Source organism: Bacillus sp. PK6-013, assembly GCF_054161445.1.
In genome coordinates, this window is the sequence record NZ_CP096417.1 from 1019573 (window position 1) to 1045432 (window position 25860).

Annotated in this window: 28 protein-coding genes, 1 tRNA gene and 1 pseudogene; 25 read left to right on the top strand and 5 right to left on the bottom strand. The window is 43.1% G+C overall.

Annotated elements, in window-relative coordinates; all coding sequences use genetic code 11:
• Window positions 1-44 precede the first annotated feature (44 nt).
• Entirely contained in the window at window positions 45-1178 is a 1134-nt protein-coding gene (locus M1E03_RS05090) for an MGDG synthase family glycosyltransferase (protein ID WP_065643706.1), read from the top strand.
• Window positions 1179-1194: 16 nt separating this feature from the next.
• Entirely contained in the window at window positions 1195-2676 is a 1482-nt protein-coding gene (locus M1E03_RS05095; RefSeq protein ID WP_458110706.1) for an alkaline phosphatase family protein, read from the top strand.
• 20 nt (window positions 2677-2696) lie between these two features.
• On the opposite strand, the gene M1E03_RS05100 is transcribed toward M1E03_RS05095, so the two are convergent.
• Together M1E03_RS05100 and M1E03_RS05105 are read right to left on the bottom strand one after the other, a co-directional pair.
• Window positions 2697-2870, bottom strand: a complete 174-nt coding sequence (locus M1E03_RS05100; protein WP_020452736.1) for a hypothetical protein — start codon at window positions 2868-2870, stop codon at window positions 2697-2699.
• A gap of 22 nt (window positions 2871-2892) precedes the next feature.
• Window positions 2893-3102 (bottom strand): zinc ribbon domain-containing protein, encoded by a 210-nt coding sequence (locus M1E03_RS05105; protein ID WP_003184724.1) that lies wholly within the window; start codon window positions 3100-3102, stop codon window positions 2893-2895.
• Between the two features lie 293 nt (window positions 3103-3395).
• Between M1E03_RS05105 and M1E03_RS05110 the strand changes: the two genes are divergently transcribed.
• The 18 genes and pseudogenes from M1E03_RS05110 (at window position 3396) to M1E03_RS05195 (ending at window position 15182) form a co-directional block, all read left to right on the top strand.
• The gene (locus tag M1E03_RS05110) at window positions 3396-3755 is read left to right on the top strand and encodes a hypothetical protein (protein WP_023856112.1); all 360 of its coding nucleotides are present in this window, start codon (window positions 3396-3398) and stop codon (window positions 3753-3755) included.
• 18 nt (window positions 3756-3773) lie between these two features.
• On the top strand, window positions 3774-4124 hold the full coding sequence (locus tag M1E03_RS05115) for a WXG100 family type VII secretion target (protein ID WP_020452734.1): 351 nt from the start codon (window positions 3774-3776) through the stop codon (window positions 4122-4124).
• A 17-nt stretch (window positions 4125-4141) separates the two neighbouring features.
• A complete protein-coding gene (locus tag M1E03_RS05120) occupies window positions 4142-4849 on the top strand; it encodes a DUF5081 family protein (RefSeq protein ID WP_095292424.1) in 708 nt (235 codons plus the stop codon).
• On the top strand, window positions 4846-5169 hold the full coding sequence (locus M1E03_RS05125; RefSeq protein WP_003184717.1) for a hypothetical protein: 324 nt from the start codon (window positions 4846-4848) through the stop codon (window positions 5167-5169). The genes M1E03_RS05120 and M1E03_RS05125 overlap by 4 nt, the downstream gene beginning before the upstream one ends.
• 19 nt (window positions 5170-5188) lie before the next feature.
• The gene (locus M1E03_RS05130; protein WP_458110708.1) at window positions 5189-5488 is read left to right on the top strand and encodes a hypothetical protein; all 300 of its coding nucleotides are present in this window, start codon (window positions 5189-5191) and stop codon (window positions 5486-5488) included.
• A gap of 17 nt (window positions 5489-5505) precedes the next feature.
• Window positions 5506-6864: a glycohydrolase toxin TNT-related protein gene (locus tag M1E03_RS05135; RefSeq protein WP_458110709.1), complete on the top strand. Its 1359-nt coding sequence runs from the start codon at window positions 5506-5508 to the stop codon at window positions 6862-6864.
• On the top strand, window positions 6857-7480 hold the full coding sequence (locus tag M1E03_RS05140; RefSeq protein WP_195536930.1) for a hypothetical protein: 624 nt from the start codon (window positions 6857-6859) through the stop codon (window positions 7478-7480). The genes M1E03_RS05135 and M1E03_RS05140 overlap by 8 nt, the downstream gene beginning before the upstream one ends.
• A 105-nt stretch (window positions 7481-7585) precedes the next feature.
• Window positions 7586-8572, top strand: a complete 987-nt coding sequence (locus tag M1E03_RS05145) for an ADP-ribosylglycohydrolase family protein (RefSeq protein WP_458110710.1) — start codon at window positions 7586-7588, stop codon at window positions 8570-8572.
• A gap of 113 nt (window positions 8573-8685) precedes the next feature.
• Window positions 8686-8758 (top strand) — tRNA-Ala (locus tag M1E03_RS05150).
• A 492-nt stretch (window positions 8759-9250) separates the two neighbouring features.
• Window positions 9251-10084: a hypothetical protein gene (locus tag M1E03_RS05155; protein WP_128823097.1), complete on the top strand. Its 834-nt coding sequence runs from the start codon at window positions 9251-9253 to the stop codon at window positions 10082-10084.
• A gap of 81 nt (window positions 10085-10165) precedes the next feature.
• On the top strand, window positions 10166-10435 hold the full coding sequence (locus tag M1E03_RS05160; RefSeq protein WP_128823099.1) for a hemolysin XhlA family protein: 270 nt from the start codon (window positions 10166-10168) through the stop codon (window positions 10433-10435).
• A 15-nt stretch (window positions 10436-10450) separates the two neighbouring features.
• The gene (locus M1E03_RS05165) at window positions 10451-10714 is read left to right on the top strand and encodes a phage holin (RefSeq protein WP_128823101.1); all 264 of its coding nucleotides are present in this window, start codon (window positions 10451-10453) and stop codon (window positions 10712-10714) included.
• A 40-nt stretch (window positions 10715-10754) separates the two neighbouring features.
• A pseudogene (locus M1E03_RS05170) lies at window positions 10755-11811 on the top strand (peptidoglycan recognition protein family protein).
• A gap of 405 nt (window positions 11812-12216) precedes the next feature.
• Complete coding sequence (locus M1E03_RS05175) at window positions 12217-12600, top strand: DUF6941 family protein (protein ID WP_128823103.1); 384 nt, start codon at window positions 12217-12219, stop codon at window positions 12598-12600.
• A complete protein-coding gene (locus tag M1E03_RS05180) occupies window positions 12593-13135 on the top strand; it encodes a hypothetical protein (RefSeq protein WP_128823105.1) in 543 nt (180 codons plus the stop codon). The genes M1E03_RS05175 and M1E03_RS05180 overlap by 8 nt, the downstream gene beginning before the upstream one ends.
• 15 nt (window positions 13136-13150) lie before the next feature.
• Window positions 13151-13738, top strand: coding sequence for a hypothetical protein (locus tag M1E03_RS05185; protein ID WP_411221067.1), 588 nt, complete (start codon window positions 13151-13153; stop codon window positions 13736-13738).
• A gap of 496 nt (window positions 13739-14234) precedes the next feature.
• A complete protein-coding gene (locus M1E03_RS05190) occupies window positions 14235-14717 on the top strand; it encodes a hypothetical protein (protein WP_243456921.1) in 483 nt (160 codons plus the stop codon).
• A 96-nt stretch (window positions 14718-14813) separates the two neighbouring features.
• Window positions 14814-15182 (top strand): hypothetical protein, encoded by a 369-nt coding sequence (locus M1E03_RS05195; RefSeq protein WP_243456966.1) that lies wholly within the window; start codon window positions 14814-14816, stop codon window positions 15180-15182.
• A 797-nt stretch (window positions 15183-15979) separates the two neighbouring features.
• Here the strand turns inward: M1E03_RS05195 and M1E03_RS05200 are convergent.
• Window positions 15980-17161: an oxalate decarboxylase family bicupin gene (locus M1E03_RS05200; protein WP_458110711.1), complete on the bottom strand. Its 1182-nt coding sequence runs from the start codon at window positions 17159-17161 to the stop codon at window positions 15980-15982.
• Window positions 17162-17485: 324 nt separating this feature from the next.
• On the opposite strand from M1E03_RS05200, the gene alr reads away from it, so the two are divergent.
• Together alr and M1E03_RS05210 are read left to right on the top strand one after the other, a co-directional pair.
• A complete protein-coding gene (alr, locus tag M1E03_RS05205; RefSeq protein WP_020452719.1) occupies window positions 17486-18667 on the top strand; it encodes an alanine racemase in 1182 nt (393 codons plus the stop codon).
• A 176-nt stretch (window positions 18668-18843) separates the two neighbouring features.
• Complete coding sequence (locus M1E03_RS05210) at window positions 18844-19761, top strand: class I SAM-dependent methyltransferase (RefSeq protein WP_023856015.1); 918 nt, start codon at window positions 18844-18846, stop codon at window positions 19759-19761.
• 44 nt (window positions 19762-19805) lie between these two features.
• On the opposite strand, the gene M1E03_RS05215 is transcribed toward M1E03_RS05210, so the two are convergent.
• Window positions 19806-21434: a sodium:solute symporter family protein gene (locus M1E03_RS05215; protein WP_458110712.1), complete on the bottom strand. Its 1629-nt coding sequence runs from the start codon at window positions 21432-21434 to the stop codon at window positions 19806-19808.
• Between the two features lie 120 nt (window positions 21435-21554).
• A complete protein-coding gene (gene cudC / locus M1E03_RS05220; protein WP_095292430.1) occupies window positions 21555-22109 on the bottom strand; it encodes a choline uptake/conversion transcriptional regulator CudC in 555 nt (184 codons plus the stop codon).
• Between the two features lie 321 nt (window positions 22110-22430).
• Here cudC and betB point away from each other — a divergent pair, with 321 nt between their 5' ends.
• The 3 genes from betB to M1E03_RS05235 all read left to right on the top strand — a co-directional run bounded on the left by betB (window position 22431) and on the right by M1E03_RS05235 (window position 25820).
• A complete protein-coding gene (betB, locus tag M1E03_RS05225) occupies window positions 22431-23903 on the top strand; it encodes a betaine-aldehyde dehydrogenase (protein WP_020452715.1) in 1473 nt (490 codons plus the stop codon).
• Between the two features lie 17 nt (window positions 23904-23920).
• Entirely contained in the window at window positions 23921-25129 is a 1209-nt protein-coding gene (locus M1E03_RS05230) for an iron-containing alcohol dehydrogenase (RefSeq protein WP_020452714.1), read from the top strand.
• 109 nt (window positions 25130-25238) lie between these two features.
• A complete protein-coding gene (locus M1E03_RS05235) occupies window positions 25239-25820 on the top strand; it encodes an MOSC domain-containing protein (protein WP_020452713.1) in 582 nt (193 codons plus the stop codon).
• The last annotated feature ends 40 nt before the right edge of the window (window positions 25821-25860 follow it).

Below are 25860 nucleotides of genomic sequence, written 5' to 3' on the forward strand. Positions count from 1 at the left end.
AAATATAAATGGAAAACATTTTTCTTCTGAAATGGAGGATGGAGATGACAAAGATTCTGATTTTCCCTTTTTTAAGCATTTCCACCGGTCATCATCACGTTGCCGATTCACTGCAGGCAGAACTGCTTCTCAAATCCCATCAATGTGAAAAAATCGACATTTTTTCACATGCTTATCGGCGGCTTGAAAAAGCCTCTTCTGCGGCGTATTTGTCATGGATTCAGTATTTTCCGAAAGTCTACAGCTCGGTCTATCATCTCCTGGCGTGCGGGCGCCATCAAACCGCAAAGCGCCACCTCTTGTACGAGCTGATCTTTTTGAAGGATATGCAGCAGATCATTGCGGAAAAAAAGCCTGATATCGTGTTCTGTACGCATGCATTGCCCTCCTATTTGCTGAACCGCTTAAAAGGCCGATTTCCCGACATGAAAGTGGTCAATGTCTATACCGATTTTTTCGTCAACCGAATTTGGGGAAGAGAAAAGATTGATTATCATTTTGCGCCGATCAAAGACATCAAAGAACAGCTGATCGCAGAAGGCGTTGATGAAGAGAAGATTTTTTTGACCGGAATACCCGTGCATCGTTCCTATAAAATGGAGAGAAAGCCTGGGCAGAACGGGGACAAAAAAGCGGTGTGCAACATCCTCATAACCGGCGGAAGCATGGGGGTGGGCGGCATTTTTAAGCTTGTGCAGGAGCTGTCGCCGAATGGGGATGTCGCATACCAAATACTATGCGGAAAAAACCGAAAGCTCTACCGGTATGTTCATGATTTAAACAATCCATACATTACAGCGCTGCCTTATATCGAAAGCAAAGCAGAAATGAACCGTTTATACGAGGAGGCGTCGGGCATCATAACGAAGCCCGGCGGCGTCACGATCAGCGAGTGCATTGAAAAACAGCTTCCGGTATTTATCTACCATGCGCTGCCCGGACAGGAAGAGATGAATCTCGATATTCTGAAAAAGAAAAACCTTGTCATTGAACTGAATCAACAAAAACAGGAGCCGATTGAACAGCAGCTGCTCTCCTTTTTCCGTTCGGAAGAAGACATCAGACGCTATCAAATGAGCGTTGGTCAATATTTGCGTGAAAAATCGGACCGGGATATCAGCGACATTTTAGACGGGATCATTCATAACCGGAGCGGTTTAGGGAATGCTCACGTATAAGGAAGGAGGAAGAACGATGTCTGAGAGCCGCAAGAAATCAGTCGTCATGTTGCTGATTGATTCATTAATGGATGAACCGCTTCAAGAAGCCGTGAAAACCGGACAGGCTCCTGGTCTGCGATATTTTCTGGAAAACGGGCGCTATGTCCCTGATATGATCAGCCCTTTTCCGACGATGTCCGTCAATGTTGACAGCACATTGCTTACAGGGGCGAGCAGCAACCGCCATAAAGTTCCGGGTCTTGTGTGGTACAACGCGAAGGAAAAACGGATCATCAATTATGGCAGCCATATTCGAGAGCTTCTGAAATTAGGCATCAAACAATCCTCCAGAGACGTCTTTTACAATTTGAATCAGGTTCATTTAAGCCAACAGGTGAAGACGCTTCACGAAGAGCTTGATGAAAAAGGAATTGAAACGTGCTCGATCAATGCACTTTTGCACAGGGGGAGCCGGGACGGCTATTTACAGGTTCCTTTTCTTTTTTCAATGATTTCCGGGTTAAACCAATCAGTCAAAATCAACACGTCCCAGCTGTTCTCGTACGGCGGTTTTTCCAAAGTGAATCCGGCAAACCTCTCGCTTTTCAAAAAATTCGGCTTTAATGACCGGTTTTCTGCGAATGAATTGGTTCATCTGATCAAAACAAACAAAGTGCCGCCTCTTACACTCGTCTATTTTCCCGATCTCGACCAGCACGTACATAAACACGGGAGAAACGACGCAGCAGGGGTCGCGAAAGCAGACCGGCATGTTCAAAAGATTTTAGACAGCTTTCCGTCATGGGAAGCCGCTTTAAAAGATCACATTTGGATCGTGATGGGGGATAACGGACAGGCCTGGATCAGCGGCAATAAAAAAGAAGCATTGATTGATTTGAGAAGTCTTCTGGACGCCTTTCGCATTGTGAAATTAAAGAAAGGCGTGGCGGACGATGACGACATCGTTCTTGCCGTTAACGAAAGAATGGCGTTCATCTATTCGCTCGATAAAGCGAAGCTTCCGTTCGCGAGGATCGCGGATATTCTGCAACAGGACGAGAGGATCGACATCATCGGCTGGAAAAATGAAACGGATTCAATTGAGGTCGTTTCGGGGGAGCAGCACGGGAAGCTCACATTTCGGCCGGGAGGCAAATACACGGATGAATTTGGACAAACGTGGACGCTGGAAGGGGATGTAAACATTCTCGATTTGACGGTCGAGCAAAGCAGCATGACATACGGAAAGTTTCCCGATGCGCTGGCCAGACTGTACACTTCATTTTTTTCGCATGAAGGCGACTTTTTGATCGCCAATGCAAAGCCTGGATACGAATTTATCGGCGAAGGGTCGCCGACGCACGTCGGAGGAGCCAGCCACGGTGCATTGCACAAGCAGGACTCCCTCGTATCCATGATCATCACCGGAACCGATACAAAGCCGGCATACAATCGCCTTGTCGACGTGAAAGAATGGATTCTCGATTTAGTCAAATCACTGGGAACGGGGCAATGACTAACCCCCTCTCCCAGTGATTATGACGGCTGTCTGATGCCTTTGACAAATGCTGCAAGCGCCGAAGCGATCATCACGAATAGTGAGACTGTTTTTATGATCGCCTGTAAGAGTGCATGTTCTACGACGATATTGGAGTGCACACATAAAGCCAAAATAAATATGGCAATCAATAATCCGTATTTTTCTCTCATAACCGTTTCTCCTTTCGGGCCGTCATCCTCCAAAGAACAGGTCGAGAATGTTTCCGGCGGTTGAAGATTGTTTGTTGTACAGTTCCGAATACCCGCAGTTTTTGCAATAAACGACGAGAAAACGGTTATGCTGCACATCGAACAATTTTGACAGGCCGGTGCCGGTCGTCGCGATTTCTTTTTGCCCCGCATCTGTGCTTCCGCACTTGATACATCCTTTATGTTCACGCATAGCGCTTCTCCTTTCATGATGTAAAATCCAACCAACTTCATTATAATGGAATGTTCTTCAAAAGAAAATATTTCTCAGGAAATGACCGGTCGGAAAAGAGGGGAAAACAGACTGATCCTTTTTACTTATAAAAATCTCTAGAAGACCGGTTATTTTATTTTTTCGTCGAAAAAAACAATCCTTTTAACCTATTCATTCGCCTAGGACCATCCTGTAAGATAAACCTATTACAATATCATCCACTACAGGAAAATAGTTTTTATTGACTAGGATAAATGAAAGGGGCAGCTGCTTTGAGCGAAGGTTTTTGGGATTCAGTAGGCAACTTTTTGCACATATCCTACACGGAAAATGAACGAAAACGCGACGAGTATAAAAATTTATACGACTTTTTATCTGATAAAGAAAGCGATGTTAAGACGAAATTAGCAGAAGTTGATGCAAGTTTGAAAGCATACAACAGCAATCTCCCGGACTTGAAAATCCCTTCCCACGAATTTGAGGATACACGCCATGAAAAGGATGCCAAGCTGAAGGAATTGGTCAAGCATTTTAAAGATATGGTCGATGACATTCAAAGCGCCAAGTCGAAGGCGAAAAGCAAGTGGGAGTATTATAAAGCAAAAGCTGAAGCTGAAGAGAAAAAGGCGTAGAGGAGGAACAGCCGAGTCATGGACGGATATGGATACTACAACTATCAAGCGGCCAATCCGAAAGTAAGCGGAGAGACTGTGAAAATTTCACATAATGGAACAATAAAAGCGCATTCCCATGCGAAAGCGATCGAAAAACATGTTGGCGACTCGCTGAAAAAAGCAAAGGAATTGAAAGCGTATGTTGAAAGCGGAAAATGGAGCGGAAAAACCCGCGACGCATTTTTAAGCTACCTTGAGCTGATTATCGAATTGAATGCCGATATGAAAGACGCCTTGAAAGATCATACGGCTGCATTAGATGCACTGCAAATGCACATCGACGATTTTTCAAAGCTCAGTGAAGTGCAGGAAATCAAAAACTTATAACAGGGAAGGAGAATGACATGCAGGTGAAAGCAGATACGCTGTCGGCGGCAGAACTTTATGTTTTAGCAGGAGCAGCCGGAGTTACCTACATATTCGGTCTTCCGGAACGCGAACAGCTGGCCTTGGCTGAGCCGGATTGTGCAGTAAAAGCAAAAGAGAGCCTGATTGAAAAAGGCATCCTTTTAAAGGAAGGCAAGCTGACCAAGACCGCTTTTTTTCTGATTAAGCTGCTGAAGCAATATCAAGAAAGCGAAGAATTCGTGCGCTTTAATAACGTCATGTGCGCATTTTTGCCGAACGATGAGGAGCGCGTTGTCGCTCTGACTGAAAGAAGCCGGGGCAAAGGCTACACATTAGATTATTTGGAAAAGCGCGAAGTTTATTTATCGCTTATTTCCAACGTGTCATTTTTAGTAAGAGAGCCGCGTGATCAAGACCTCGCTTTTTTGACAAAACCGATGAGCGCCGCTGAAAAAGCCGAAGTCAGGGCAATGGATCTTGATCAAAAAGAAGTTCTTGCTGTGGAAACGTTCAAGCTTGCCTCGCAGCAAAAACCGGCAGACACCGGTTTCCAGACGACAACACTTTACTTTACAAAAGGCGAAGATTTCATCTCGGTTGATCCTTTAAATGATCGATATGAATGGATCAGCCTTTATATTATGAACAACCGGATCTATGACGCACTGCACATCAATTTCAGAGCAGGGAGGGCGATGCTATGAATGCAGAAGGCGGAGCAGGAGGCGGCGGTACAAACATCCATCTCGAGTTTGAAGAAATGATCACCATTTCCAATAAGCTGAAAAGCATCTGCGATATTTATACAGAAGGGGTTCAGAAAGAAATCAAAAACCTTTCAGAATCCGATTTTTATAAAGCCGGACAGGCATCAAAAGCGATTGAAAGCTACGCGGATATTCTCGGGAAGACGATGGAGCTGTTTGATAATTACTGTATAGCTTCCCACATTGTCAGTTATGCGATGGAGAAAATGTATGAAACAGATAAAGAGCTTCAAAAACTCTACAAGATTCAGAAATAGAAATGAGGCGATCATCTAAATGGATGTGAAATACGTACCGGAAGAATGGCAGGGCATGAAAGACGGGCTCGATGCGCCGACGGGCGGACCATATGGCGGCGGTATGAAAGCCGGCCTTATCAAACTCAACGATCTCTTGGAAGATATCGAATCCAAAATCAAAGACAAGGACAGCGACAGGGCGATCAGCTTTACCCACACAAGCAAAAAAAGCAAGATCGAGGAACTGTTTAAGGATTATCAAAAGCTGGCTGACTTTTGCATGAAAGCCGGCAGTTTGGTGGAAGATCACATTGACAGCCCTTTTTATAAAAAATAGACGCGTTCGCCGAAAAAATGCGCGGACTGACGATACATAATTACACGACCGCGAACCGGATCGGCTCCAAGGAAACCACTTACGTCGGATACGGCATGTCCAAACAAGCGGTCGAAACCGACAAAGCGAAAGTGAGCGTAAATGATATCTTCAAAGACTCGGAATCGTTTGATCACGTACTGAGCAAAGAATTTGAAGAATTCCAGATCAACCACCCCGACATCGAATTATCGTATGAAGAATACATGAAAGCGATTGCCTCTTCCCGCGGATTTGAATACGAATCAATCGGAGATGTCCAAAAGAATCAGGAATTGTGGCGGGATCTTCTGGCCGGTGCAGGCATCATCGTGCTCACCATCTTTTGTGCACCGGCAGGTCTCACGGTGGCCGTCGCCTACGGAGGAGCCAATATTTCGAGCGCCGCAACCGGAAAAGACTGGATGACACAACGGGAGTTAAACACAGACGAAAGGTTTGAAAGAGGCGTGTTCGGCGCCCTTGACATCATCCCGGGGGCAGCCGCGGCAAAAGGTACATTTAAAAGCGCAGCCACAATCGGCCAAATTTCAAGCAAAACAGAACATATGGTACAATCTTTTAAAGACAGCAAAAACATCTGGGCGAACCGCATGAAGGTGAATGGGCTGAAAGCTCAAGACCGACTCAACGACGCAGGCTTCGCCATCAAAAAACAATTCGCCAAAAGCGCCGACGCTTTGAGCGATATTGCCCGCGGTGCAGAAGCAGGAGCCGGCGGCACCCTCGTCCGAAAAGGGTCCAATTACTCCGCCCACGTCAACGACGCCCATAAAGCGTCGAAAGCGAAGATGCAGGATTCGATTCAGCGGGTTGAGAAGGAGATTGAGGCTGGGACCGGAAAAGCCGTTAAAGAAATAAGTAAAGCAGATAAGGCAAAACTGGAAGGCTGGTCTTATCCTCCAAGTGAAGAGAAATATTTAAAATACAAAGAAGTTTACGATAATCCCAAATACTATAATCAAGAGACTGGAGACATCAATTGGCCGCCAAATAACGGATTTGATGGTGAACCTGTGAAAATGAAATTGCAGAAAGGCATGCTGATTGACAGATTTGGAGGACCAGGAGGGAGCTTCTTTTCTCCAGAAGGAATTCCTTATGAACAAAGAGCTCTGGCGTTACATAGTGACGAGGTAGATTACTATGTTTACGAGGTAATAAGGCCTTTGGAAGTAGATGGAGGGAAAATAGCTCCATGGTTTGACAGGCCAGGTGGCGGAACTCAATATATTAAATACCACGAAAATGGAGAAGCATATTCTATAAATGAATTAATAGATGAAGGTTATATAAGAGAAGTTTCAGTTAGAAAAGGTGGTTTGAAAAATGAATGATTTGCTAAAAGAAAAGCTTGGTGAGAATTATGCAGTTATAAGTCAATTTAAAGATAATAAAATAAGGGTTCATCAAAAAGCTAAAGATCATATTTATCAAGAAACATTTGTTGAACTTCAAGAAAACACGGAAAACAATATATATTATTTAATATTAAATCAAAGAGGGAATGAATTTATTAAAGAGCAATTTGATAATAAAGAAGAGGGAATTTGTGCACTCGGTATTTATGCGGTTTCAATTTTAGGTGATCGTATTCGAGATATTGAAACACAAGATAAAATATTAGAGTTAGAAGATAATGAAATAAAATCTTTAAATAACTTATTAGATTTGAAAATTGGTGAGAATTTTTTTTCAATTTTTAAAGAAAAAAAGATTTCTGTTAACTTAGAACAAACAAAAAATGGATTATATAATATTTTTTATATGACTCCTGACTTCAAAAAAGTTTATTTAATTAAAGATAGAGAAGCTCCAAGTGCATTTCTTGTATTGTATAACTTTTCCTTGAAATTAAAAGAAGTTATCTCTCTTTTAAATCTATGGAAAAACGATTTCAATATAAATATGCAGTTTGAAGAGAAGATAAGAAGATTGATTTTAGGAAAATAATATTTGATGTATAATTATTTTTAAATGAATATGATTTAAAACTAAAACGCATGGAAATCGATCTCCATGCGTTTTCAAGATGAATCAACAAAGCGGGTGTGCCAAATGAAAAGAAGAATAATATCGTTTCAGTGGAACGATGATAACCATATCTCACAATTTAAAAAAAGACTGTACTCCACTATCCTTGGCGGGGTTATCGGTGATGCGCTGGGCGTCCCTGTGGAATTTAAAGCTAGAAACTTAAATATCACTGGAATGATAGGGTACGGGACTTATAATCAACCGCCTGGGACATGGTCAGATGATACATCACTCACTTTGTGTTTAATGGAGAATCTGATCGAAGAAAAAGATGAGACCGAATTGATGAAAAAGTTTGCTGCGTATCGGGAAGGGTACTGGACTCCATACGGCAGCATGTTTGATATTGGCAGAGCGACTGATGATGCAATCGAGCGCTTCAAAAGGGGCGTTCCAATTGAACAATGCGGCGGAGCGTCTGAGTTTGATAATGGAAACGGAGCATTGATGAGAATATCTCCGTTGGCTTTTATGCTATGGAACGAATCAAATTTTTCAAAAAGACAAGCTGAGATCGAAAGGTGGGCATTTATTACACATCGTCATCCCCGATCTACGCTGGGATGTATTATTTATATAGAATTCTTAATAAACTTGTTTGATCATTCTCCTAAAGAGGCGTATAAACAAGCAGTCCATTCTTGTGTGGAGAATTTGAGAGGAACCGAGTATGAAAATGAGTTTTCTTCGTATAAGAGGATACTCAATGATGACATTGCGAGTGTTAAAAGAGAAGACATCATGTCAGACGGCTATGTCGTGCATTCTTTAGAAGCGGCATTGTGGTGTTTCCTCAATTCAAAGCGCTATTCTGATGCTGTATTGGAAGCAGTGAACCTGGGGGAAGACACAGATACAATTGCCTTTATTACAGGTACGATGGCTGGAATGTATGATCAAATGGAAAGCATCCCGGAAGAATGGATCACTGCCTTGGCAAGGAAAGAAGACATTCTGGATTTGTCTGAAAGGTTCACTCAGTTCTGCTTTGAAAAATCAAAGCAATAGCTTGTCTATATGAAAAAGAAAATGCCGGCTGACAAAGCATTTTCTTTTTCACATCAAAAACCACTTGCTTTTCTCCAAAATTCCATCTATAATAAATCATGTCTCAAATATACGGGGCATTAGCTCAGCTGGGAGAGCGCTACACTGGCAGTGTAGAGGTCAGCGGTTCGAGCCCGCTATGCTCCATCTTGCGAATAAACAGCGCTATATCAACGATGACTAAACGGTGACTTACACGATGACTAAACGCAGTGTAACGCACCTAATTTTGACAGTGTAGCGCATCGATTATCAATCGTCTTCTAAACGAATTTAGGAGGCGATTTTTTTATGCATTGAGAACGGCGGAAGGGTAAACGAGTTAAAAACGGAAGGTCTTTAACGAAGACTAAACGCAGTGGTATTTATTCGATAACAACGATGTTTGAAAAACTATGCGACGCAAAGAGAGCGGAAAATAGGGCTCCCGAAACAATCGATCGGTATATGCGTGCCTGTCGTGATTTACTTGAGTACGCGAAGATGATCGGTGTAGGCGATGATATACGAGATATCGATGTTGACTTTGCTCGCGGATTCGTATCATGGCTCCTGCATGAGCGTGTATCTATGGGCGCGTGCTTCATCCATTCGATTAGCCAGATTAAAGAGATATACAAAACCAGAGGAGGATGAACATTGGCAAAATACAATTTTTTGTTTCCGTTGGATGCTGATTCAAGACCAGGTGCGGTGAAACCATTTCGGGAGGGGGATACGGATTTTACAGTTCCTAATATGGATGTCAGCGGCAGTGCAGAGCTGTTGACCAATCTGCCTCTTAAAGCTACAGAGGTTTATAACCAATATGGCCAGGACCGGCTGGGAGATGTACTTATTTCTAAAGTAAGGGGCCATGCTTTTGCAGATAAAGCCGGGTCATTATATGTAGAAGAAAGTGACGACGGGAATTCTTGGGCCACAGTGAAATCTATCGATGTATCAGAACATGCTTTAGGTGACACAGGATGGGTTTATTTATCTAAAAGGTATTATCGTTTCCGATATGTCAACGGCAACTTGGAACAGGCTGATTTTGCCCTATACCAATCACTTGGATCCGGGGAACAGGATGTACGGGTTTCAGGAGGATTCGAGGCTCCTTCTTTAGACATTCCAGCTGATGGCCTCCCTGTAAAAGCACTGAAAACTATTACTTCAGAAAGCTTTTTAGAAGAGCAAGTTATCAAAGCTGGAGAGTCTATCTATCTTAATATCGATGCGGCAGGTCATCAGCTTGGGCTTGCGATTTATCTATATGAAAAGACGAATCTGAGTGTTCGGATGACTTACATTATCCCGGGAACAAGCAACTATACACTCAAGGGTTATGAAGATGTCATTGTATTAGAAAATAATGACCGGGACGCTCAGAAGGTTGATCTATTAGCTGCCTCTCCGCGGCTTATGTTGACCAATAACGGAGAAACAGACGTGAAAATTAAAAACCTTGTGGTTACTCATTTCTTGTAAGATCACACCGTAAAAAAAACGGTGTCTTTATTTTGCCTCGGAGGAGGTGAAAACGATGTGAGAACGGGAGGATTTAGGGAGATGTCGCAAACAAACGAATACGAAGTATTCCAGAAAGAGATCAGAGAGATCAAGGCGGATCAAAAAACGCTTGAGAAGCGTGTCAGTACCCTGGAAAGAACATCAGAACGCCATGATCAGCAGATTATATCTATCAATGAAAAGCTGAACAAGATCGAGGAAAACACAACTTGGATCAAGCGCAGCATCACCGGCGCGATCATTACAGCGGTCAGCACTGGCATCATCGGCGGCGCAATCGCTGTATTTTATAATCTACTGCAGAAATAAAGAGGTAAACACAATATGAAAAGCTTAGACAAAGGCACGGTCATCAGGACGGTGCTTCTTTTTATTGCATTGGTAAACCAGACATTGATCATGTTTGGAAAGTCAGCTTTGCCGATTAGTGAGGACCAGGTCAATACGCTGGCCGACTCTTTGTATTTGGCCGGCTCTACGATTTTTACAATCGTCACGACGTTGGTCGCTTGGTATAAAAACAACTATGTCACCGGTAAAGGTAAGCAGCAAAAAGAAGTTCTAAAACAAAAAGGATTAACAAAATGAGGTTGTCGGCGGGCAGCCTTTTTAAATTGGAGGGGTTCAAATGGTTAAAGTCGTGAAAAATTTTGTGAAAGTCAATCAATATACTCGGCCAGGGTTGAAGTTGGCAGGAGTGAAAGCGATCGTTATACACTGGACGGCTACTCCCGGCGCATCGGCTCTGAATGAGCGGAATTATTTCAATGGCACGTGTATCGCTGATAAACGTTATGCGTCAGCCCATTATTTTGTGGACCGTAAAGAAGCGCAGCACATCATCCCTGAAAATGAAGTCGCATACCATGCACATGATAAAAACCGCTGTTATGTGAGTTTCCTTAAACCGAACGCTAACACAAAGTCAATCAGTGTTGAAATGTGTGTCGAAAAAGACGGCAAGATTCACAGTGAAACGGTTCAGAATGCAGCTGAATTGGTCACCGATCTGTGCAAGCGTCACGGCCTTTCTAGAGACAAGATCGGGCGGCACTATGATGTGAGAACAAAAACTGTCCGGCTCCGTGGGTGAGCGATTCCAGCCAGCTGGCGGCATTCAGGAAAAAAGTTAATGCTCTGCTTGGGAATAAAACTGTGTCTAAGACAACATCCTCCACGAGCCAGTCAAGCAAATCCACAGGGATCATTCTGAAAAAAGGGTCGTCCGGTTCGAAGGTCAAGGCGCTACAGAAACGCTTGATTGCCGCTGGCTGAAATATGGAGCAGATGGGTCTTACGGAGATGAAACGGTGCAAGCTGTCAAAGCGTTACAAAAGAAAGCGGGTATCGTGGTTGATGGAATTTACGGACCGGCTACAGAAAGGCGCTTGTAGCTATTGAAGCGAAAAAGAAAAAGCCTTCCTCAAGCAGCAAAAAATCATCCTACCCGCTGCCGTCTGGCATCTATAAGGTAAAAAGCCCGCTGATGAGAGGGACTGCCGTCCGGCAGATTCAGGAGGCTCTATTTCTATCCGGACAAAGGGGCAAAGAATAACGGCATAGATGGCTACTACGGGCCGAAAACAGCGAACGCGGTCAAACGGTTCCAGCTGATGCACGGGCTGTCTGCCGACGGAATTTACGGGCCAAAAACGAAAGCGAAATTAGAATCATTATTGAAATGAGGCCTACATCCATTAAGACGATACAAGCATGGAATGGCATCAAGAATTCAAACAAGATCTATGCTGGACAAAAAATCCGTGTAAAATAAAACTTCCTGAGGTCTCTTCGCATGTTAGAGGCCTCTGTTTTGTCATACGTTTGCCACCTATAGATGAAGGAGGATTTGTATGCTTTAGTGGATCCAAACTGCATTAATACGAGCAATTTGATCTTTTTATGTTTAATTTTGTCCAAGATAAGGTTATAATCATCTTAAATAATCTAAATCATTTCTAATTCGTTTTTAAATGTTTGTGAATGCTTCTCAATAATCTTGAATAATTCTAAACGATTCCAAGTGATTCTAGATAATCACATTTTTGAACATACAGAACAAATACTTCATGTGAAAGGGGGAACCGGGTATGCCAAGCATTTCTTCATTTATATATTGTTACAGTAATTCAGAAAAAAAGATGATTACTTTTGTCGAACCAGATTTTATACCCGGAAACTTTACTTTTAATGCGGACTTTTCAATTGTTGACCTTAATCCAAGTCAAACATACACTTTGAGAATTGATTTTAAGGGCCCCGAGGATGAAGTCATTTTTAAAACAGATGACCAACAGATTCAGAGTCCTGACGAAGCAAAAGAAAAGAAACGTATAGGTGTATTAATTAACTTTGAATTTAAAAACGTGCCTTTGAAGACAGAGGGGTTATACAAAACTTCTGTGTACTTGGACAACGTATTATTAGGGACATTTGCGATACCCGTAATGAGAGGAAGTGATCAAAATGAGTAATATTACAATGACTCAAATTCCACTCGAAGATAGAAAAACTAAAAATAGCCGAAGGTTTGTATTGGCCGCAATAGTCGCGGGCATATCTGCAACTAACGGGATAAACGTAACATATGATTATAATTTTAGTTACAACAAAGAAACGGATAATACAAATTTAGCCCACATTAAACGCTTTTCTTTTGCATATGATAATGCGGAACGAGGGTTACCTTTAAATTCTCCAATAAAGGAGGATGAATTTGTTTTGGATAAAATACAGTTTTCTGCAGATTTTGAAAATCAAAAAATATTTTCATTTAAAGAGCCTCTAAATCGTACAAAGTCTGTAGATGATTTTAATGAGGTCAGCTCGGAGAATTTTACACAAGTCGAGTACAGTTCTCCGTCACAATCATTAAATAAAGAAAAGGCTTTTTCCTTTAATAAACCAATGGTATTTACTAAAGACAATTCAAAATTTGACGAGGTTCTTCCTGATAATTTCTCGAAAATTGAATTATCAACAGAAAAAGAGGACGATGGTACGGTATAATAGGGGGAGTAGCAATTGCAATTGGATTTTCCTTGGTACAAAATAAAAAATAAAGATGAAGATATAACACAGGGGGACATTATATTATCATGTCCTGTTCCTGTCATTGATTATGATGAAGACTATCCTTATTTCAAACCTCAATATATGTTACAAGATGTAATAGTTATGACCCAAGCATGTGATTTGGAAAATAATAAAGTTAGAAACGTTACTTTATGTAAAATTGGTTCATTAGAAAAGCAGGTAAAAGAACATTTTGACTATCGGAATAAAGATAATAAAGGTTATAATTATGAAACGATAAGTCCAAGATCAAAATTTAAATATGCTAAAGAAATAATACAAGGTAAATATTTAGATTTATATTTCCTTAATAAATTTGATAATGGACAATACAAGGTTCCGTATAGATTAGTTTATTTAAGAGATTCATATAAAATACCTGTTCATTCCCTTAAGAAGTTTATTGAGTCCAAAGAAGATTCGGAAATATTAAGTTTATTGCCACCATATAGAGAGCATTTATCTCAACATTTTAGCTTTAATTTTTCAAGAATTGGGTTACCTGTTAATATTGCCTTGTCTGAAGAAGAGTTTTAAGCCCACCAAATAGGTGAGCTTTTTATTTTGCCTCTACATCCAACAACATCCTCAAATTTAATTAGATGGGTATCTCCTTTTGAATCCACAATATGAAACTTTGTACATCTGATTTAGTGGCAATTTGTAAATTCGTCCTTCCTAAAAAAACATTGCATGCAATGTTAAGTAAGAAAATCAAGTCAAGACATTGTCGATATGACTCGGAAGGAGTACAATAAATAAGAACAGGTGACAAACTGTGTGTTTAAATGTATAAAGAATTTATATCAAGTAAGTAGATTGAGAGCTTGTTTTTTCCTTATCCTTTTCATAGCTTATTTTTCCTCTGAATTCTTTTTAGATAGGGTTCATTAGTGTTCCTTTTTGTTTTGTCAAAAGATATTTATAGGAATCAAACCTTAAAATTACCTTAAAATTCAAATGTAACAATGGAAAAGTCTTCTTATAAATGTATAATAAATGTGTTTAATACATAATAAGGAGATGTTTTATATTGTTTAAATTTGTTAGGAAACCTCTTATTTTTATGATGATTTTCACTTTTAGTTTTACTGTTTTTTCAACTACTATGAGTCAATCAGCCCAAGCGGCTTCAAGTGAATGGGTAGGTATAAGCGGTGATTATAAAGCTCGTTTTGATAGTCCACATGAACCTAAAACTGGTAAGTGGCATGTTCATGTTTATAAAGGGAAGAAGGAAATAGGTAGTTTAAATATGGATGGTTCAGTACATGATAAAAGAAAAGGTGGATTCTCAAAAGTACCGAAGTCTATAGTTAAAAAACTAAAAGGAAAATCACAGTGGAAAAAGTACGAAAAGAAACAAAAGAAGGTTGCTGAAGCTCGTAAAAAAGTTCAAGGAAAACCTCTGTGGCAGATAGCTCTTGATCCATCAGCTATTTTCGCATTAGTTGCAGCACTTGGAATGACTATTGGTAAATTCACAGTATGGCAATGGTCAAAAATTTTTGCTTAGGGTAAACTAATCAAGAAGAAGGAGATTCGTGGAATGGGACTTTTAAATACTAGTTTTAAACGATTGTTAAGATTACGAGAAATTGAATTTTACCAAGTGGAATTGAGTGACGATGAAAGATGTTGTTATTTATTGATTTATGACAAAGGTTTATCAGATGTTGATAAAGGATTGCGTAATTTTGATGAAGGTAATTTGATTAATGCTTATATCATAACAAATTTTGAATTACCTGATCCGGCCTATCAAGATGTGCTATATTTTGTTGATGATATGTTAGGAATGAAACACAATTGTACACATTACATAGATACTTTATATGTTAAGGAAGAATTTGATTTTGATTTTCCTTTTGATATGCTTGCTATTCGTAAATATGTACAAGAAATACTTTCTTTATTGGGAATTGATAAAGAGCTTCCAGACTTTAAAGAGACTGCTTTTAATTATTTATCGCAAGATTAATATCCAGGTGTGATTAAGTTTTGAAAAACAATCGTTTAAATTTATTGTTAAGTTTCTTTTTACTAATAATCGTCCTCAGTGTAGGGATTTTTTTGAGAAGTAAAGGGGTTCCTCAATATGGATTGGAATTTTCTGTTTATTCATTAGGGCAATTAATCCCCCTCTTTTCTTCTTTATCATTATCTTTTGGATAAAAATTATAACGTTAAAGAGTAGGACATTCATCCTACTCTTTTTCTTATAGAACTTCCTCCATAATGGACAGCTGATGTAGTTTTGTGTATAGACAGAATTCAAATATTTACTTTCCGTAAATATGAAAAAATCGCTAATCCAGAAAGATTACCGGGAATATTAATGGTCAAAAAAAGCCCAACAGGGTGGCAAATACGATTATTTTTCCTTTTTTTGATTTGTCTAAACGTGTTGAGCTTCAATGAAACCCATTATATAATGGGCTTCGCCTTTTAAACCTTTTTCAAAATTTTTAATGACCTGTTTCATGTTAAGGAAAAAGTCAAAGGTACGAGTTTGTTTGGAAGCCTTAAATCAACACGATGATTTGATGAGTTTGTTTCGATGTAATAAAAAGAAAATTGTTGGCGAATTGTTGTCCAACTCTGCCAACAATTATCGTTTTCATTCAGAAGTCATCAGAAGTAAAATTCAATAGCCCTTAAAATAAAAGGGATGGTCAGAATCGAACATATTTGTTCAGAAGATGTCAACTACACTGGCAGTGTACAAGGGTTTTTTTGTTGCCTTTTTTACGCGATCCATTTTTGCGGATGGATAGCCTATCTGTCCGTACGGTATTTGACGACTGGCCATTTTTCTTTTCGCAGAGCGTTCATCAGCTCTGGTCCTACATGCAAATGCTCTTCAATCAGCTCTCTTGGAGTCAGCGCCATCCACTGATTTAATGAAATGTCTGCAAAGCGGCTGCTTTTGAATATTTCTAAAAACCACAGGCTTTCGCTGCCTGTATTTTGAATGTAATGTCCCATGGCAAACGGGACATATCCGACATCCCCCGCCCGGTAATTAAAGGTGCGGGCAGTCCCGTTTGCCGCAAATACTGTCATTCGCCCGGTTCCTGAGATATAGTACTGCCATTCATCGTTGTTCGGGTGCCAATGCATTTCCCTCATTCCGCCGGGCTTGACTTCGACGAGTGCGGCGGCGATCGTTGTCGAAATTGGAAAGTTTGAAGAATCAACAATTCGCACCGTTCCGCCGGGTGTTACGATAGGTTTTTGTGCAAACAACCTGTAAGCGAAGCTTTTTGGTACGGTTCCATACGGGTCGGGCACTTTTTGGTTTTCGAGCGGTCCCGGCGCTTTTGCTTGGAAGATGTATCGCTGTTTGTCGGGGATGCGGGCGAAGGCGCTTTCGTGTACACCGAAATTCGCGGCCAGAATATCTTTCGGTGTGTGTGCGAACCAATCTGTAATCGTGAAGGTATCGAACTCGGAGAAGTTCCCGTCGTCAAAAACGAGGAGAAATTCGCAGCCGTCCTCAAGCCCTTGAATCGAGTGCGGTATTCCGGCGGGAAAGAACCACAAATCCCCGGGGCCGACATCGGCGATAAAGTTTCGGCCGTCCTGATCGACGGCGGTAATGCGCGCATGGCCCAAAATCATGTAAGCCCATTCCGATTGCTTATGCCAATGCAGCTCGCGCACCCCGCCTGGCGTCAGCCGCATGTTGACGCCGGTAATGGTCGTTGATACCGGCAGCTCCCGGACAGTTATTTCGCGCGACCAGCCGCCATGATTTAACTGCATATGTGTGTCTGAAAAAGAAAACTTTAAATTGGGGATTGCTCCGGCATCTGTTTTTGGAGGAACGAACATGTCGGGATTCTCTAAATCCCGCATCACGTCGCGGGGCCCAAAATCAGTCGCGCCCGCACCATCGTGTCTTATTGGATGAGGCACGCGATTGTACCAAGCTGGAGTCCCGGCTGTTCTTTTCATGTAAAAAGCTCCCTTCACAGGTCGTGTATACCGAAATTTATGACAGGGACGCTTAAAATATATCAAATCGAAAAAAATCGGAGCCTTATTAAGACGCTTTTAAAAAAACTAGATGGACAGATTTGCATTTCCTTTGGCAGCAGAAGAAAACCTTCGATTTAAAGTCTGCACGGCACGGGCTCCTGCTGTTTGCCTTCCACCGCTAACGATTACTGACTGAATGATTTCGCCCGAAGCTGAATAAGAATGAGATAGAAAGCATCCGGGCAATTTTCGAACGGCTACATGAATGAATACTATGTGACAAGAAAGAAGGGAGCGTTGATGAAAAAGCTTTGCCGGGAAGTCTGGGTAGAGGTAAACCTTGATGCGATTAAAAAAAATTTACGCGCATTTCGGCGGCATATTCCGAAGAGGAGCAAGATTATGGCTGTCGTAAAAGCGAACGCTTATGGTCACGGCTCGGTGGAAGTGGCACGCCATGCACTGGAAAACGGCGCGAGTGAGCTCGCCGTTGCCTCGGTGGAGGAAGCGGTCGTTTTGCGAAAAGCGGGGATTGACGCACCGATCCTTGTGCTCGGTTTCACCCCGCTTAGCTGTGTGAAAGAAGCGGCAGCTTGGAATATATCGTTATCAGCATTTCAAGTTGACTGGATTAAAGAAGCGAACGAGATATTGGAAACAGAAGCAACCCCTGACCGGCTGTCTGTTCATATCAATGTGGATACCGGCATGGGGCGTTTAGGTGTACGCACAAAAGAAAGGCTTTTAGCAATTGTGGAAGCGCTGGCGGCAAGTGAAAACCTCAGATGGGAAGGGATTTTTACGCATTTTTCCACAGCTGACGAACCGGATACTGAGCTAACCATGATTCAACACGAAAAGTTTATCAGCTTTCTCCGCTTTCTGAAAGAACAAGGCTTTAAGCTGCCTACGGTGCATATGAACAACACGGCCGCGGCGATCGCTTTTCCGGAATTCAGCGCTGATATGATTCGCTTAGGTATCGGAATGTATGGATTATATCCTTCCGATTATATCAGGCAGCTCAATCTCGTTAAGCTTGTGCCTGCACTAAGCTTGAAGGCGCGCATCGCTTATGTGAAAACCATGTTGACAGAACCGCGGACCGTTAGTTATGGCGCTACATATGTTGCGGAGCGCGGGGAAGTGATTGCCACGATTCCGGTCGGCTATGCTGACGGTTATTCCCGTGAACTTTCCAATCGCGGATTTATTCTACACCGCGGAAGACGGGTGCCGGTGGCGGGAAGAGTAACAATGGACATGATAATGGTCAGTCTGGGAGAGAGCGAAGGTAAACAAGGAGAGGAAGTCGTGATTTACGGCCGGCAAAAGGGAGCTGAAATTTCCGTTGATGAAGTTGCGGAAATGCTTGATACGATCAATTATGAAGTGGTATCTACAATAAGCTGGCGCGTCCCCCGCTTTTATATAAGAGACGGCAAGATTTTTAAAAAGTCGACCCCGCTGTTATACGTATAGTTTTCCCATACTCACAGGCTGTTTTCTCGATCATTGATAAAATAGGAAAAGTGCAAATTCTTGACAAAAAAATTTATTTATGCTATAATTTACTAATTGAATATTGGTGTGTATAATAGGATTCTCCTGGCCGGGAGAATCCTATTTTTTTTGCGTTTGATGAAGGAGTGTACGACATGAAAAAAGATGAATCAAGTGTAACGTCTCTTATTTCGGCTTTTGGCAGAGCTTATCACAGCCAATATGATGAACCAAAAATTTTTGATGACAATCTAGCCAAAACGCTCATTTCCCAACAAGAATTTTCTGATATTAAAAACAGTTTCATTCAAGGTATACAGTTCTTCAACAAAGATATAGCGGAAAAATACGAGGGAGACGATGAAGAAATATTAAAATGGGTCACACAAATTCAGCTCTCTCCGACGCCGCTCGCGCGTGCCGCATATTGCGAAAGCGTGCTGCACCATGAGATTCGGTTTGGAGCAGAACAATACGTGATTCTTGGGGCAGGGCTGGATACTTTTTGTTTTCGGAACCTAGAGTTAAAAGGCAAAATTGATATCTTTGAAATTGACCATCCAGCGACACAAAAATGGAAAAAGGAAAGGCTGGACAAAGCCGGTTTTCACATCCCGGCCCACCTTCATTTTATTCCTTTGGACTTTGCCAAGGCATTTTCTTATCAAGAATTGGCTGATAAGGGTTTTCATTTTAACAAAAAAACGTTCTTTAGCTTTTTGGGCGTTTCCTACTACTTAACAAAGGAAGAAACCGAAAAATTGCTGAGACAATTAATGGCTGATCTTCCTTCAGGAAGTTCGATCGTTTTTGATTATGCGGATGAAAACCTGTTCAAAGAAAAAGGTTTCTCCAACAGGGTGGAAAATATGGTGAAAATGGCAGCGGCAGGCGGAGAACCGATGAAGTCATGCTATTCGTATCAGGAAATCCAGCATATGCTGGAGCAATCCGGACTGCTCGTTTATGAGCATTTGTCACCGTCAGATATTCAAGAGCGTTATTTTAAAAATCGAAAAGATGATCTGTCAGCCTTTGAAACGATTCACTACATTCATGCCGTGAAAAATTAAACACGAATCAAGAAAAACGCCCGGGGCCGGGCGTTTTTCCTATTTTAAGCCGTGCGATCGCCTTTCTGTTTTTCTTGGGGGAGTACAAGCTGTTTAGGAGGGCATTTGCGCTGCGTCAATTCGGACACAGCGAAGATCGTCATAAATGCTGTAACCGCAGCCAGCGTCCGGAAAGGAAAGAGGACTGTGCCGTCTTCAATCATCGGATACGGCAGAAGCGGCGGGATGCCGAATGCGGGTTCACCGCCGCCCAGCCTCAGAATGACCGCAACTGCAAATCCGGAAATTGACCCGTACAGGTTTGCTCTTTTATAAAAGAGGGCCATTGTTAACTGGGGAAAAAGAATGCAATAAACTAAATCCGATGCCAAATACCATAAAGTATAAACGCTTTTGACATTCAGCGCGATGATCGCTGCTCCCGCGCCGAACAAAATGATTGAGCGTTTGACGACTTTTTGCAGCTGTTTTTGGGTGGCCTTCGGCTTGATCAGCGGACGGTAAATATTCCATGCGGCCATTGATGATGCCGATAGAATCGATGAGTCCATGCTTGACATAACGGCAGCTGCAATTGCACCCAAACCGAGGCCAGCGATAATTCCCGGCGTTAAATACGCAAGCGTTTGCGGCAAAATCATCGCCGGGTTATCCGGAGCGCTCGCTCCGAACAGGCTCCAATCCGCACTGTTTCCGGCAGCTCCGATGATCACGCACGGAATGGCGGCAATGATACAGATCACTCCGGCAATAATCGACTGCCACATGGCGGCGTTTTCCGATTTTGCCGAAAGAACGCGCTGAAAGTACACCTGCCATGCGATACCACCGAAAATTAAGAGGAGCGCATTATCCCACCAGTTCCAAAACAGGTTTCCCCATTCAGGATTTTTCCAGCCGTCCAACGGCGGAAACAGATTGGCGCTGCTGCCGAAATCGTGCCTGTAATTTGCCCATACGATATCGAATGAACCGACATTTGACAATACAAATGGGACGACTAAAAACAGCCCGAGCAAAATGATGATCATTTGGAAGACATCTGTGAAAGCGACTGCCCACATGCCTCCGGCCACCGTATAAGCGATGGCGATCATCGCCGAAAGAATAATCGACGTTTGGAAATCGATATTCAGAATCATTCCGAAAGTCGTGCCCAATGCCGTTAAGATCGCGGCGCTCCAAAACAATTCTCCTAACAGCGCCGGTATATATAAAACACCGGCCATCCGCTTACCGAAGCGCTGTTCGAGAGGATCGATAATGGTCATAAATTGATGACGGCGCATTTTTCTGGCGAAGAAAATACCGCCGATAATCAGGCTTAATGCGTAGCCCCAGGGTGCCTGGGCCCAGATGAGACCGTCGCTGTAAGCCGATTCGGCCGTTCCGTTAATATATCCGCCGCCGACCCATGTTGCGGCCATTGTCACCATTCCGACTAAAAACGGCATGCTCCTTTTTGCCACGATCATATCAGAAAAAGAATTTGATTTCTTTGCTGCGTAAAAAGCGCCTAAATAATAGGTGAAAGCAAAGAATATCATCATCGAGATAAAGCCGCCCCAATGAATGTCTGCATTCGAAATGCCGATATACGTGAGTAAGCCTCCCGCAAACAATACAAAAATACCTAATTTGATCCAGTTTTTTTTCTTCTCAGCATAATTCATGTATGCACATCGCCTCCGGTGATAATTTTTCGAATTTTCTTGAAATTAAAATGTGAAAAAAGGTTTTGCGCCACTCTGGGAAGTATGCAAACTGCTGACTTCAGAGCGGATAAAACCTTTTTATTCCTTGTTATCAATCGGTATAAACTCAAAAATCTCTCCGGATTGGACAGATTTCGCGAGTCTCAGCAGCCAGTCATAATACGGTTTTGACTGTTCCAACTGGTCATAAAGAGTTCTCGCTTCTTCTTTTATACTTTCGTCAAGCCCATCGCTTTCGACGATGTCCCCCAATGCTTTTTGAGCGTCTTGAATGGCCATGAGATTCACTTTGACTTCCCTTTCCCATTTTTGCGGGAAAAAGCTTGTGAAAAATTTGAAGAAATCCTTTTCAGCAACAAAGCTGTGTTTTCTTCTTCCTCTATGGAATGTCTTTTTGACGACGTTTAAGTCTTGGAGTTTTTTTACGCTTGTGCTCATGCTGGGCTTGCTCATTTGCAGTTCTTCCCGCATTTCGTCCAGTGTCATTTCATCCGAAAGGTACATGGTTCCGTACAAAATACCCGCACTCCGGGTAATGCCGTACAGATCCATCGTTTCTGCGATTGAATCAATGACAAGATCTTTTGCCTGTGCGATCGCTTCTTTTGCTGAAAGATCACGGGGATTGTCCATTACTTGCCTCCTTTCACAGGAGCGGAACATCAGCATTGCAGATTCAATGCCCCGGAAAAACGGGGATTAATCTGAAATCCGCGTTAAGTTTGTTAAGTTATTTCTGTATGTTCTTTATCTTAACGAAAGAAATTCAAATGTCAAAATCAAAATTTTTTTTCAAATGGCCTCAGCCCGTGTGAGTACTGCGTTCATATAAAATTCAAAAAAAATAATCAGCCTGATTTTCTTTGACACAAAAAATGGCACATGATAAATTCAAAGTGTTCAAAACGTTAAATTTTTATTTAACAAACTTTGCGTAATGAGGAGGCTGCTTTTATGAGTCAAACACTTTTCATTGACGGAAAGTGGGTGGGCGCCAAAAAAGGCGAAACCCGCCAAATTATCAACCCTTACAATCAAGAGCATATTGAAACCGTCAGTGAAGGAGACAGAGAAGACGCTGTTCGGGCGATTGCCGCAGCGCGCCGCGCCTTTGACGACGGCGAGTGGGCGAATACGCCGGGTCTTGAACGAGGCAACATCGTATTAAAGATCGCCGAACTGATCAGACGCGACCACGAAGAGCTGGCAGAGCTTGAATCGCTTGACACCGGCAAGACGCTTGAAGAAAGCAGAGCCGATATGGATGATATTGCAAACGTATTTCAATATTATGCAGGGCTTGCGGATAAAGATGGCGGAGAAGTCATTTCTTCACCGATTCCCGATTCTAAAAGCGAAATTGTCAGGGAGCCGGTCGGTGTCTGCGGGCAGATCACCCCATGGAATTATCCGCTCCTGCAGGCAAGCTGGAAAATCGCTCCGGCTTTGGCGGCGGGCAACACAATCGTTGTCAAACCAAGTGAAATCACACCGTTGACAACCATTAAGATCTTCAAGCTGATGGAAGAAGCCGGTGTGCCTAAAGGGGTTGCCAACCTTGTTCTCGGCCCCGGGGCCACTGTCGGTGATGAACTTGCCAGAAATACAGACGTCGACTTAATTTCTTTCACCGGCGGAATTGAAACCGGAAAGAAAATCATGCAGGCTGCAAGTACGAATGTGAAAAAAATTGCGCTTGAGCTTGGCGGGAAAAATCCGAATATTGTGTTTAAAGACGCAGATTTTGACGTAGCGGTTGACCAGGCGCTGAATGCGGTATTCTTCCACGCAGGACAGGTTTGCTCCGCGGGTGCTCGTCTTCTCGTTGAAAAATCCATTCATGACGAGTTTGTCGCAGAGCTTGTCAAACGTGCGAAAAAAATCAAGCTCGGCAACGGATTCCACGAGGAGACACAGAGCGGTCCGCTCATTTCAGCTGAACACCGCAGCAAAGTTGAAAAATATGTGGAAATCGGCCTGCAAGAAGGCGCCAAGTTGGAAACAGGCGGAAAGCGTCCGGAGGACCCTGAACTTGCAAATGGATTCTTCTATCTGCCGACGATCTTCTCGGGCTGTACATCAGATATGAGAATCGTTCAGGAAGAAGTATTCGGTCCTGTATTAACAGTTGAATCATTCAAAACAGAAGAAGAAGTGGTCTCACTTGCAAATGATACGATTTACGGCTTAGCCGGCGCCGTTTGGTCAAAAGACATCGAAAAAGCGGAACGCGTCGCTTCCAAACTGCGCATGGGAACCGTCTGGATCAATGATTTCCACCCGTATTTCGCACAAGCGCCTTGGGGAGGTTACAAGCAGTCAGGCATCGGCCGCGAGCTTGGCCGCATGGGCCTTGAAGAATACACGGAAGTGAAGCACGTCTACCGCAATACGAAACCGGCGGCTGTCAATTGGTTTAAAGCATAAGAAGGAGGAAATGATTCATGACTTTAAATATGAAAGTAGAAGCGATGAACAAATTCCACACGTTTGAAATCCCGACCGTCATTAAGCACGGAATCGGAGCCGTTAAACATGTGGGCGAAGAAGTGAAAAAACTTGGCGTTTCAAAAGCGCTGCTTGTCACAGACCCCGGCATCTACAAAGCAGGTGTAACAAACCCGGTCGTTGAATCCCTTCAGGAAGCAGGCGTTGAAGTTGTCGTCTTTAATAAAGTCGAGCCGAATCCGCCTGTCCGTCTTGTCGCTGAAGGTTCCAAACTGTATGCTGAAGAAAACTGCGACGGCCTTGTAGCAGTCGGCGGCGGAAGCTCAATGGATACGGCGAAAGCGATCGGAGTCGAAGCCACTCATGAAGGCTCGGTTCTTGACTATGAAGCGGCAGAAGGAAAGAAGCCTCTTGAAAACCGGATTCCTCCGCTTACAACGATCCCGACGACTGCCGGAACCGGTTCAGAAGTTACACAATGGGCGGTTATCACAGATGAAGAGCGTGAATTTAAATTCAATACGGGCGGCCCGCTGATTGCTGCTCACTTGACAGTTATCGATCCTGAATTGCATGTATCAATGCCTCCGCACGTCACAGCGATGACCGGCGTTGACGCTTTGGCTCACGCCATCGAGTGCTATACGATGAAATTTGCTCAGCCGATAACTGACGCGGTGGCCCTTCTTGCCATCGAATACGGCGCACATTACATCCGCAGAGCGTTTGCCGATGGGGAAGATCTTGAAGCGAGATACGGCATGGCGCAGGCGGCTATGCTTGCAGGCCTTTCTTACGGAAGCGAATCTGCAGGCGCTGCTCACGCGATGAGCCAGACGCTCGGAGGAATCATTCCTGTCGCGCACGGCCAATGTGTGGCGGCGATGATGGGTCCTGTAATGGAATACAACTGGAAAGGCTACCCTGAAAAATTTGCCCGCATTGCAAAAGCGTTCGGCATTGACACAAGCGGCATGTCTACAGTGGAAGCGGCTAAAGCTGCAGTGAACTGGATGTATCAGCTTGTGGAAGACTTGGAGATTCCTAGTCTTGAAGAGCAAGGCGTATCACCTGACATGATCGACCGCCTTTCAAAAGAAGCGATGAAAGATCCGCAAACGGTCGGAAACCCGAGAGACCTGAACGAAAAAGCGTACAATTGGATTTACAAACGCTGCTTTAATCTAACCCCGAAAACTGTATAAAGAAATGCATGAAGCCCGCTGTGTGAACGCACAGCGGGCTTTCTCAATTTGAGAAAAAAAGGGATGCATTGTAAAATAAATCACATCTTGAAAAAAGGGGATGGGTTGAATGTGGAAAAAGCACACGGCTGTTGCAGAGAACGTATACATAGCGGACACACCGTCATTTGTGACAGAGAAACAAGAAAAGATTGTGATTGATTACGGGGGAATACCGGGTGATCTGCATTTTGGACTGACGAAAAAAGCGGGAGCAAGGGAGCCGATGTATAAAAGAGGGACGGAGATTTTCAACAGGAGGCAGATTTCAATTGTCTCGGTCGAAGAGTGTCTTGAGATTGCCGGACGGCTGAACGTTCCTGCGGTCCTTCCGGAATGGCTCGGGGCTAATATCGCATTAAGCGGACTGCCTGATTTAACTTCATTAAGAGAAGGAAGCAGAATCGTTTTTCCAAGCGGCGCCTCTCTGTTGAGCGAGGGTGAGAACGAGCCGTGCATTCAGCCCGGAGAAGTCATTCAGGAGCAGTTTCCCGACAAACCGAAGCTTGCTTCGCGCTTTGTGCGCCATGCGATCGGAAGAAGGGGAATCGTCTGCGTCGTCGAACGCCCCGGCTTGATCCATCAAGGCGACCAGGCAGAAGTGTGGGCGTATTCGCCTGCTGCCACGAAAGACGCCAGGTCGTTTGCCTGAGCGGATGAAAAGCCCCGGGCCTCTAAAGCCGGGGCTTTCC

What these genes read in the sequence shown, in the direction of transcription:
- M1E03_RS05160 (WP_128823099.1), top strand. Translation starts at nt 10,166, where the DNA reads ATGTCGCAAACAAACGAATACGAAGTATTCCAGAAAGAGATCAGAGAG.
- M1E03_RS05140 (WP_195536930.1), top strand. Translation starts at nt 6,857, where the DNA reads ATGAATGATTTGCTAAAAGAAAAGCTTGGTGAGAATTATGCAGTTATA.
- M1E03_RS05165 (WP_128823101.1), top strand. Translation starts at nt 10,451, where the DNA reads ATGAAAAGCTTAGACAAAGGCACGGTCATCAGGACGGTGCTTCTTTTT.
- M1E03_RS05125 (WP_003184717.1), top strand. Translation starts at nt 4,846, where the DNA reads ATGAATGCAGAAGGCGGAGCAGGAGGCGGCGGTACAAACATCCATCTC.
- M1E03_RS05130 (WP_458110708.1), top strand. Translation starts at nt 5,189, where the DNA reads ATGGATGTGAAATACGTACCGGAAGAATGGCAGGGCATGAAAGACGGG.
- M1E03_RS05105 (WP_003184724.1), bottom strand. Translation starts at nt 3,102, where the DNA reads ATGCGTGAACATAAAGGATGTATCAAGTGCGGAAGCACAGATGCGGGG.
- cudC (WP_095292430.1), bottom strand. Translation starts at nt 22,109, where the DNA reads ATGGACAATCCCCGTGATCTTTCAGCAAAAGAAGCGATCGCACAGGCA.
- M1E03_RS05095 (WP_458110706.1), top strand. Translation starts at nt 1,195, where the DNA reads ATGTCTGAGAGCCGCAAGAAATCAGTCGTCATGTTGCTGATTGATTCA.
- M1E03_RS05210 (WP_023856015.1), top strand. Translation starts at nt 18,844, where the DNA reads ATGAAAAAAGATGAATCAAGTGTAACGTCTCTTATTTCGGCTTTTGGC.
- M1E03_RS05175 (WP_128823103.1), top strand. Translation starts at nt 12,217, where the DNA reads ATGCCAAGCATTTCTTCATTTATATATTGTTACAGTAATTCAGAAAAA.
- alr (WP_020452719.1), top strand. Translation starts at nt 17,486, where the DNA reads ATGAAAAAGCTTTGCCGGGAAGTCTGGGTAGAGGTAAACCTTGATGCG.
- M1E03_RS05235 (WP_020452713.1), top strand. Translation starts at nt 25,239, where the DNA reads ATGTGGAAAAAGCACACGGCTGTTGCAGAGAACGTATACATAGCGGAC.
- M1E03_RS05230 (WP_020452714.1), top strand. Translation starts at nt 23,921, where the DNA reads ATGACTTTAAATATGAAAGTAGAAGCGATGAACAAATTCCACACGTTT.
- M1E03_RS05135 (WP_458110709.1), top strand. Translation starts at nt 5,506, where the DNA reads ATGCGCGGACTGACGATACATAATTACACGACCGCGAACCGGATCGGC.
- M1E03_RS05215 (WP_458110712.1), bottom strand. Translation starts at nt 21,434, where the DNA reads ATGAATTATGCTGAGAAGAAAAAAAACTGGATCAAATTAGGTATTTTT.
- betB (WP_020452715.1), top strand. Translation starts at nt 22,431, where the DNA reads ATGAGTCAAACACTTTTCATTGACGGAAAGTGGGTGGGCGCCAAAAAA.
- M1E03_RS05145 (WP_458110710.1), top strand. Translation starts at nt 7,586, where the DNA reads ATGAAAAGAAGAATAATATCGTTTCAGTGGAACGATGATAACCATATC.
- M1E03_RS05200 (WP_458110711.1), bottom strand. Translation starts at nt 17,161, where the DNA reads ATGAAAAGAACAGCCGGGACTCCAGCTTGGTACAATCGCGTGCCTCAT.
- M1E03_RS05115 (WP_020452734.1), top strand. Translation starts at nt 3,774, where the DNA reads ATGGACGGATATGGATACTACAACTATCAAGCGGCCAATCCGAAAGTA.
- M1E03_RS05120 (WP_095292424.1), top strand. Translation starts at nt 4,142, where the DNA reads ATGCAGGTGAAAGCAGATACGCTGTCGGCGGCAGAACTTTATGTTTTA.
- M1E03_RS05090 (WP_065643706.1), top strand. Translation starts at nt 45, where the DNA reads ATGACAAAGATTCTGATTTTCCCTTTTTTAAGCATTTCCACCGGTCAT.
- M1E03_RS05180 (WP_128823105.1), top strand. Translation starts at nt 12,593, where the DNA reads ATGAGTAATATTACAATGACTCAAATTCCACTCGAAGATAGAAAAACT.
- M1E03_RS05100 (WP_020452736.1), bottom strand. Translation starts at nt 2,870, where the DNA reads ATGAGAGAAAAATACGGATTATTGATTGCCATATTTATTTTGGCTTTA.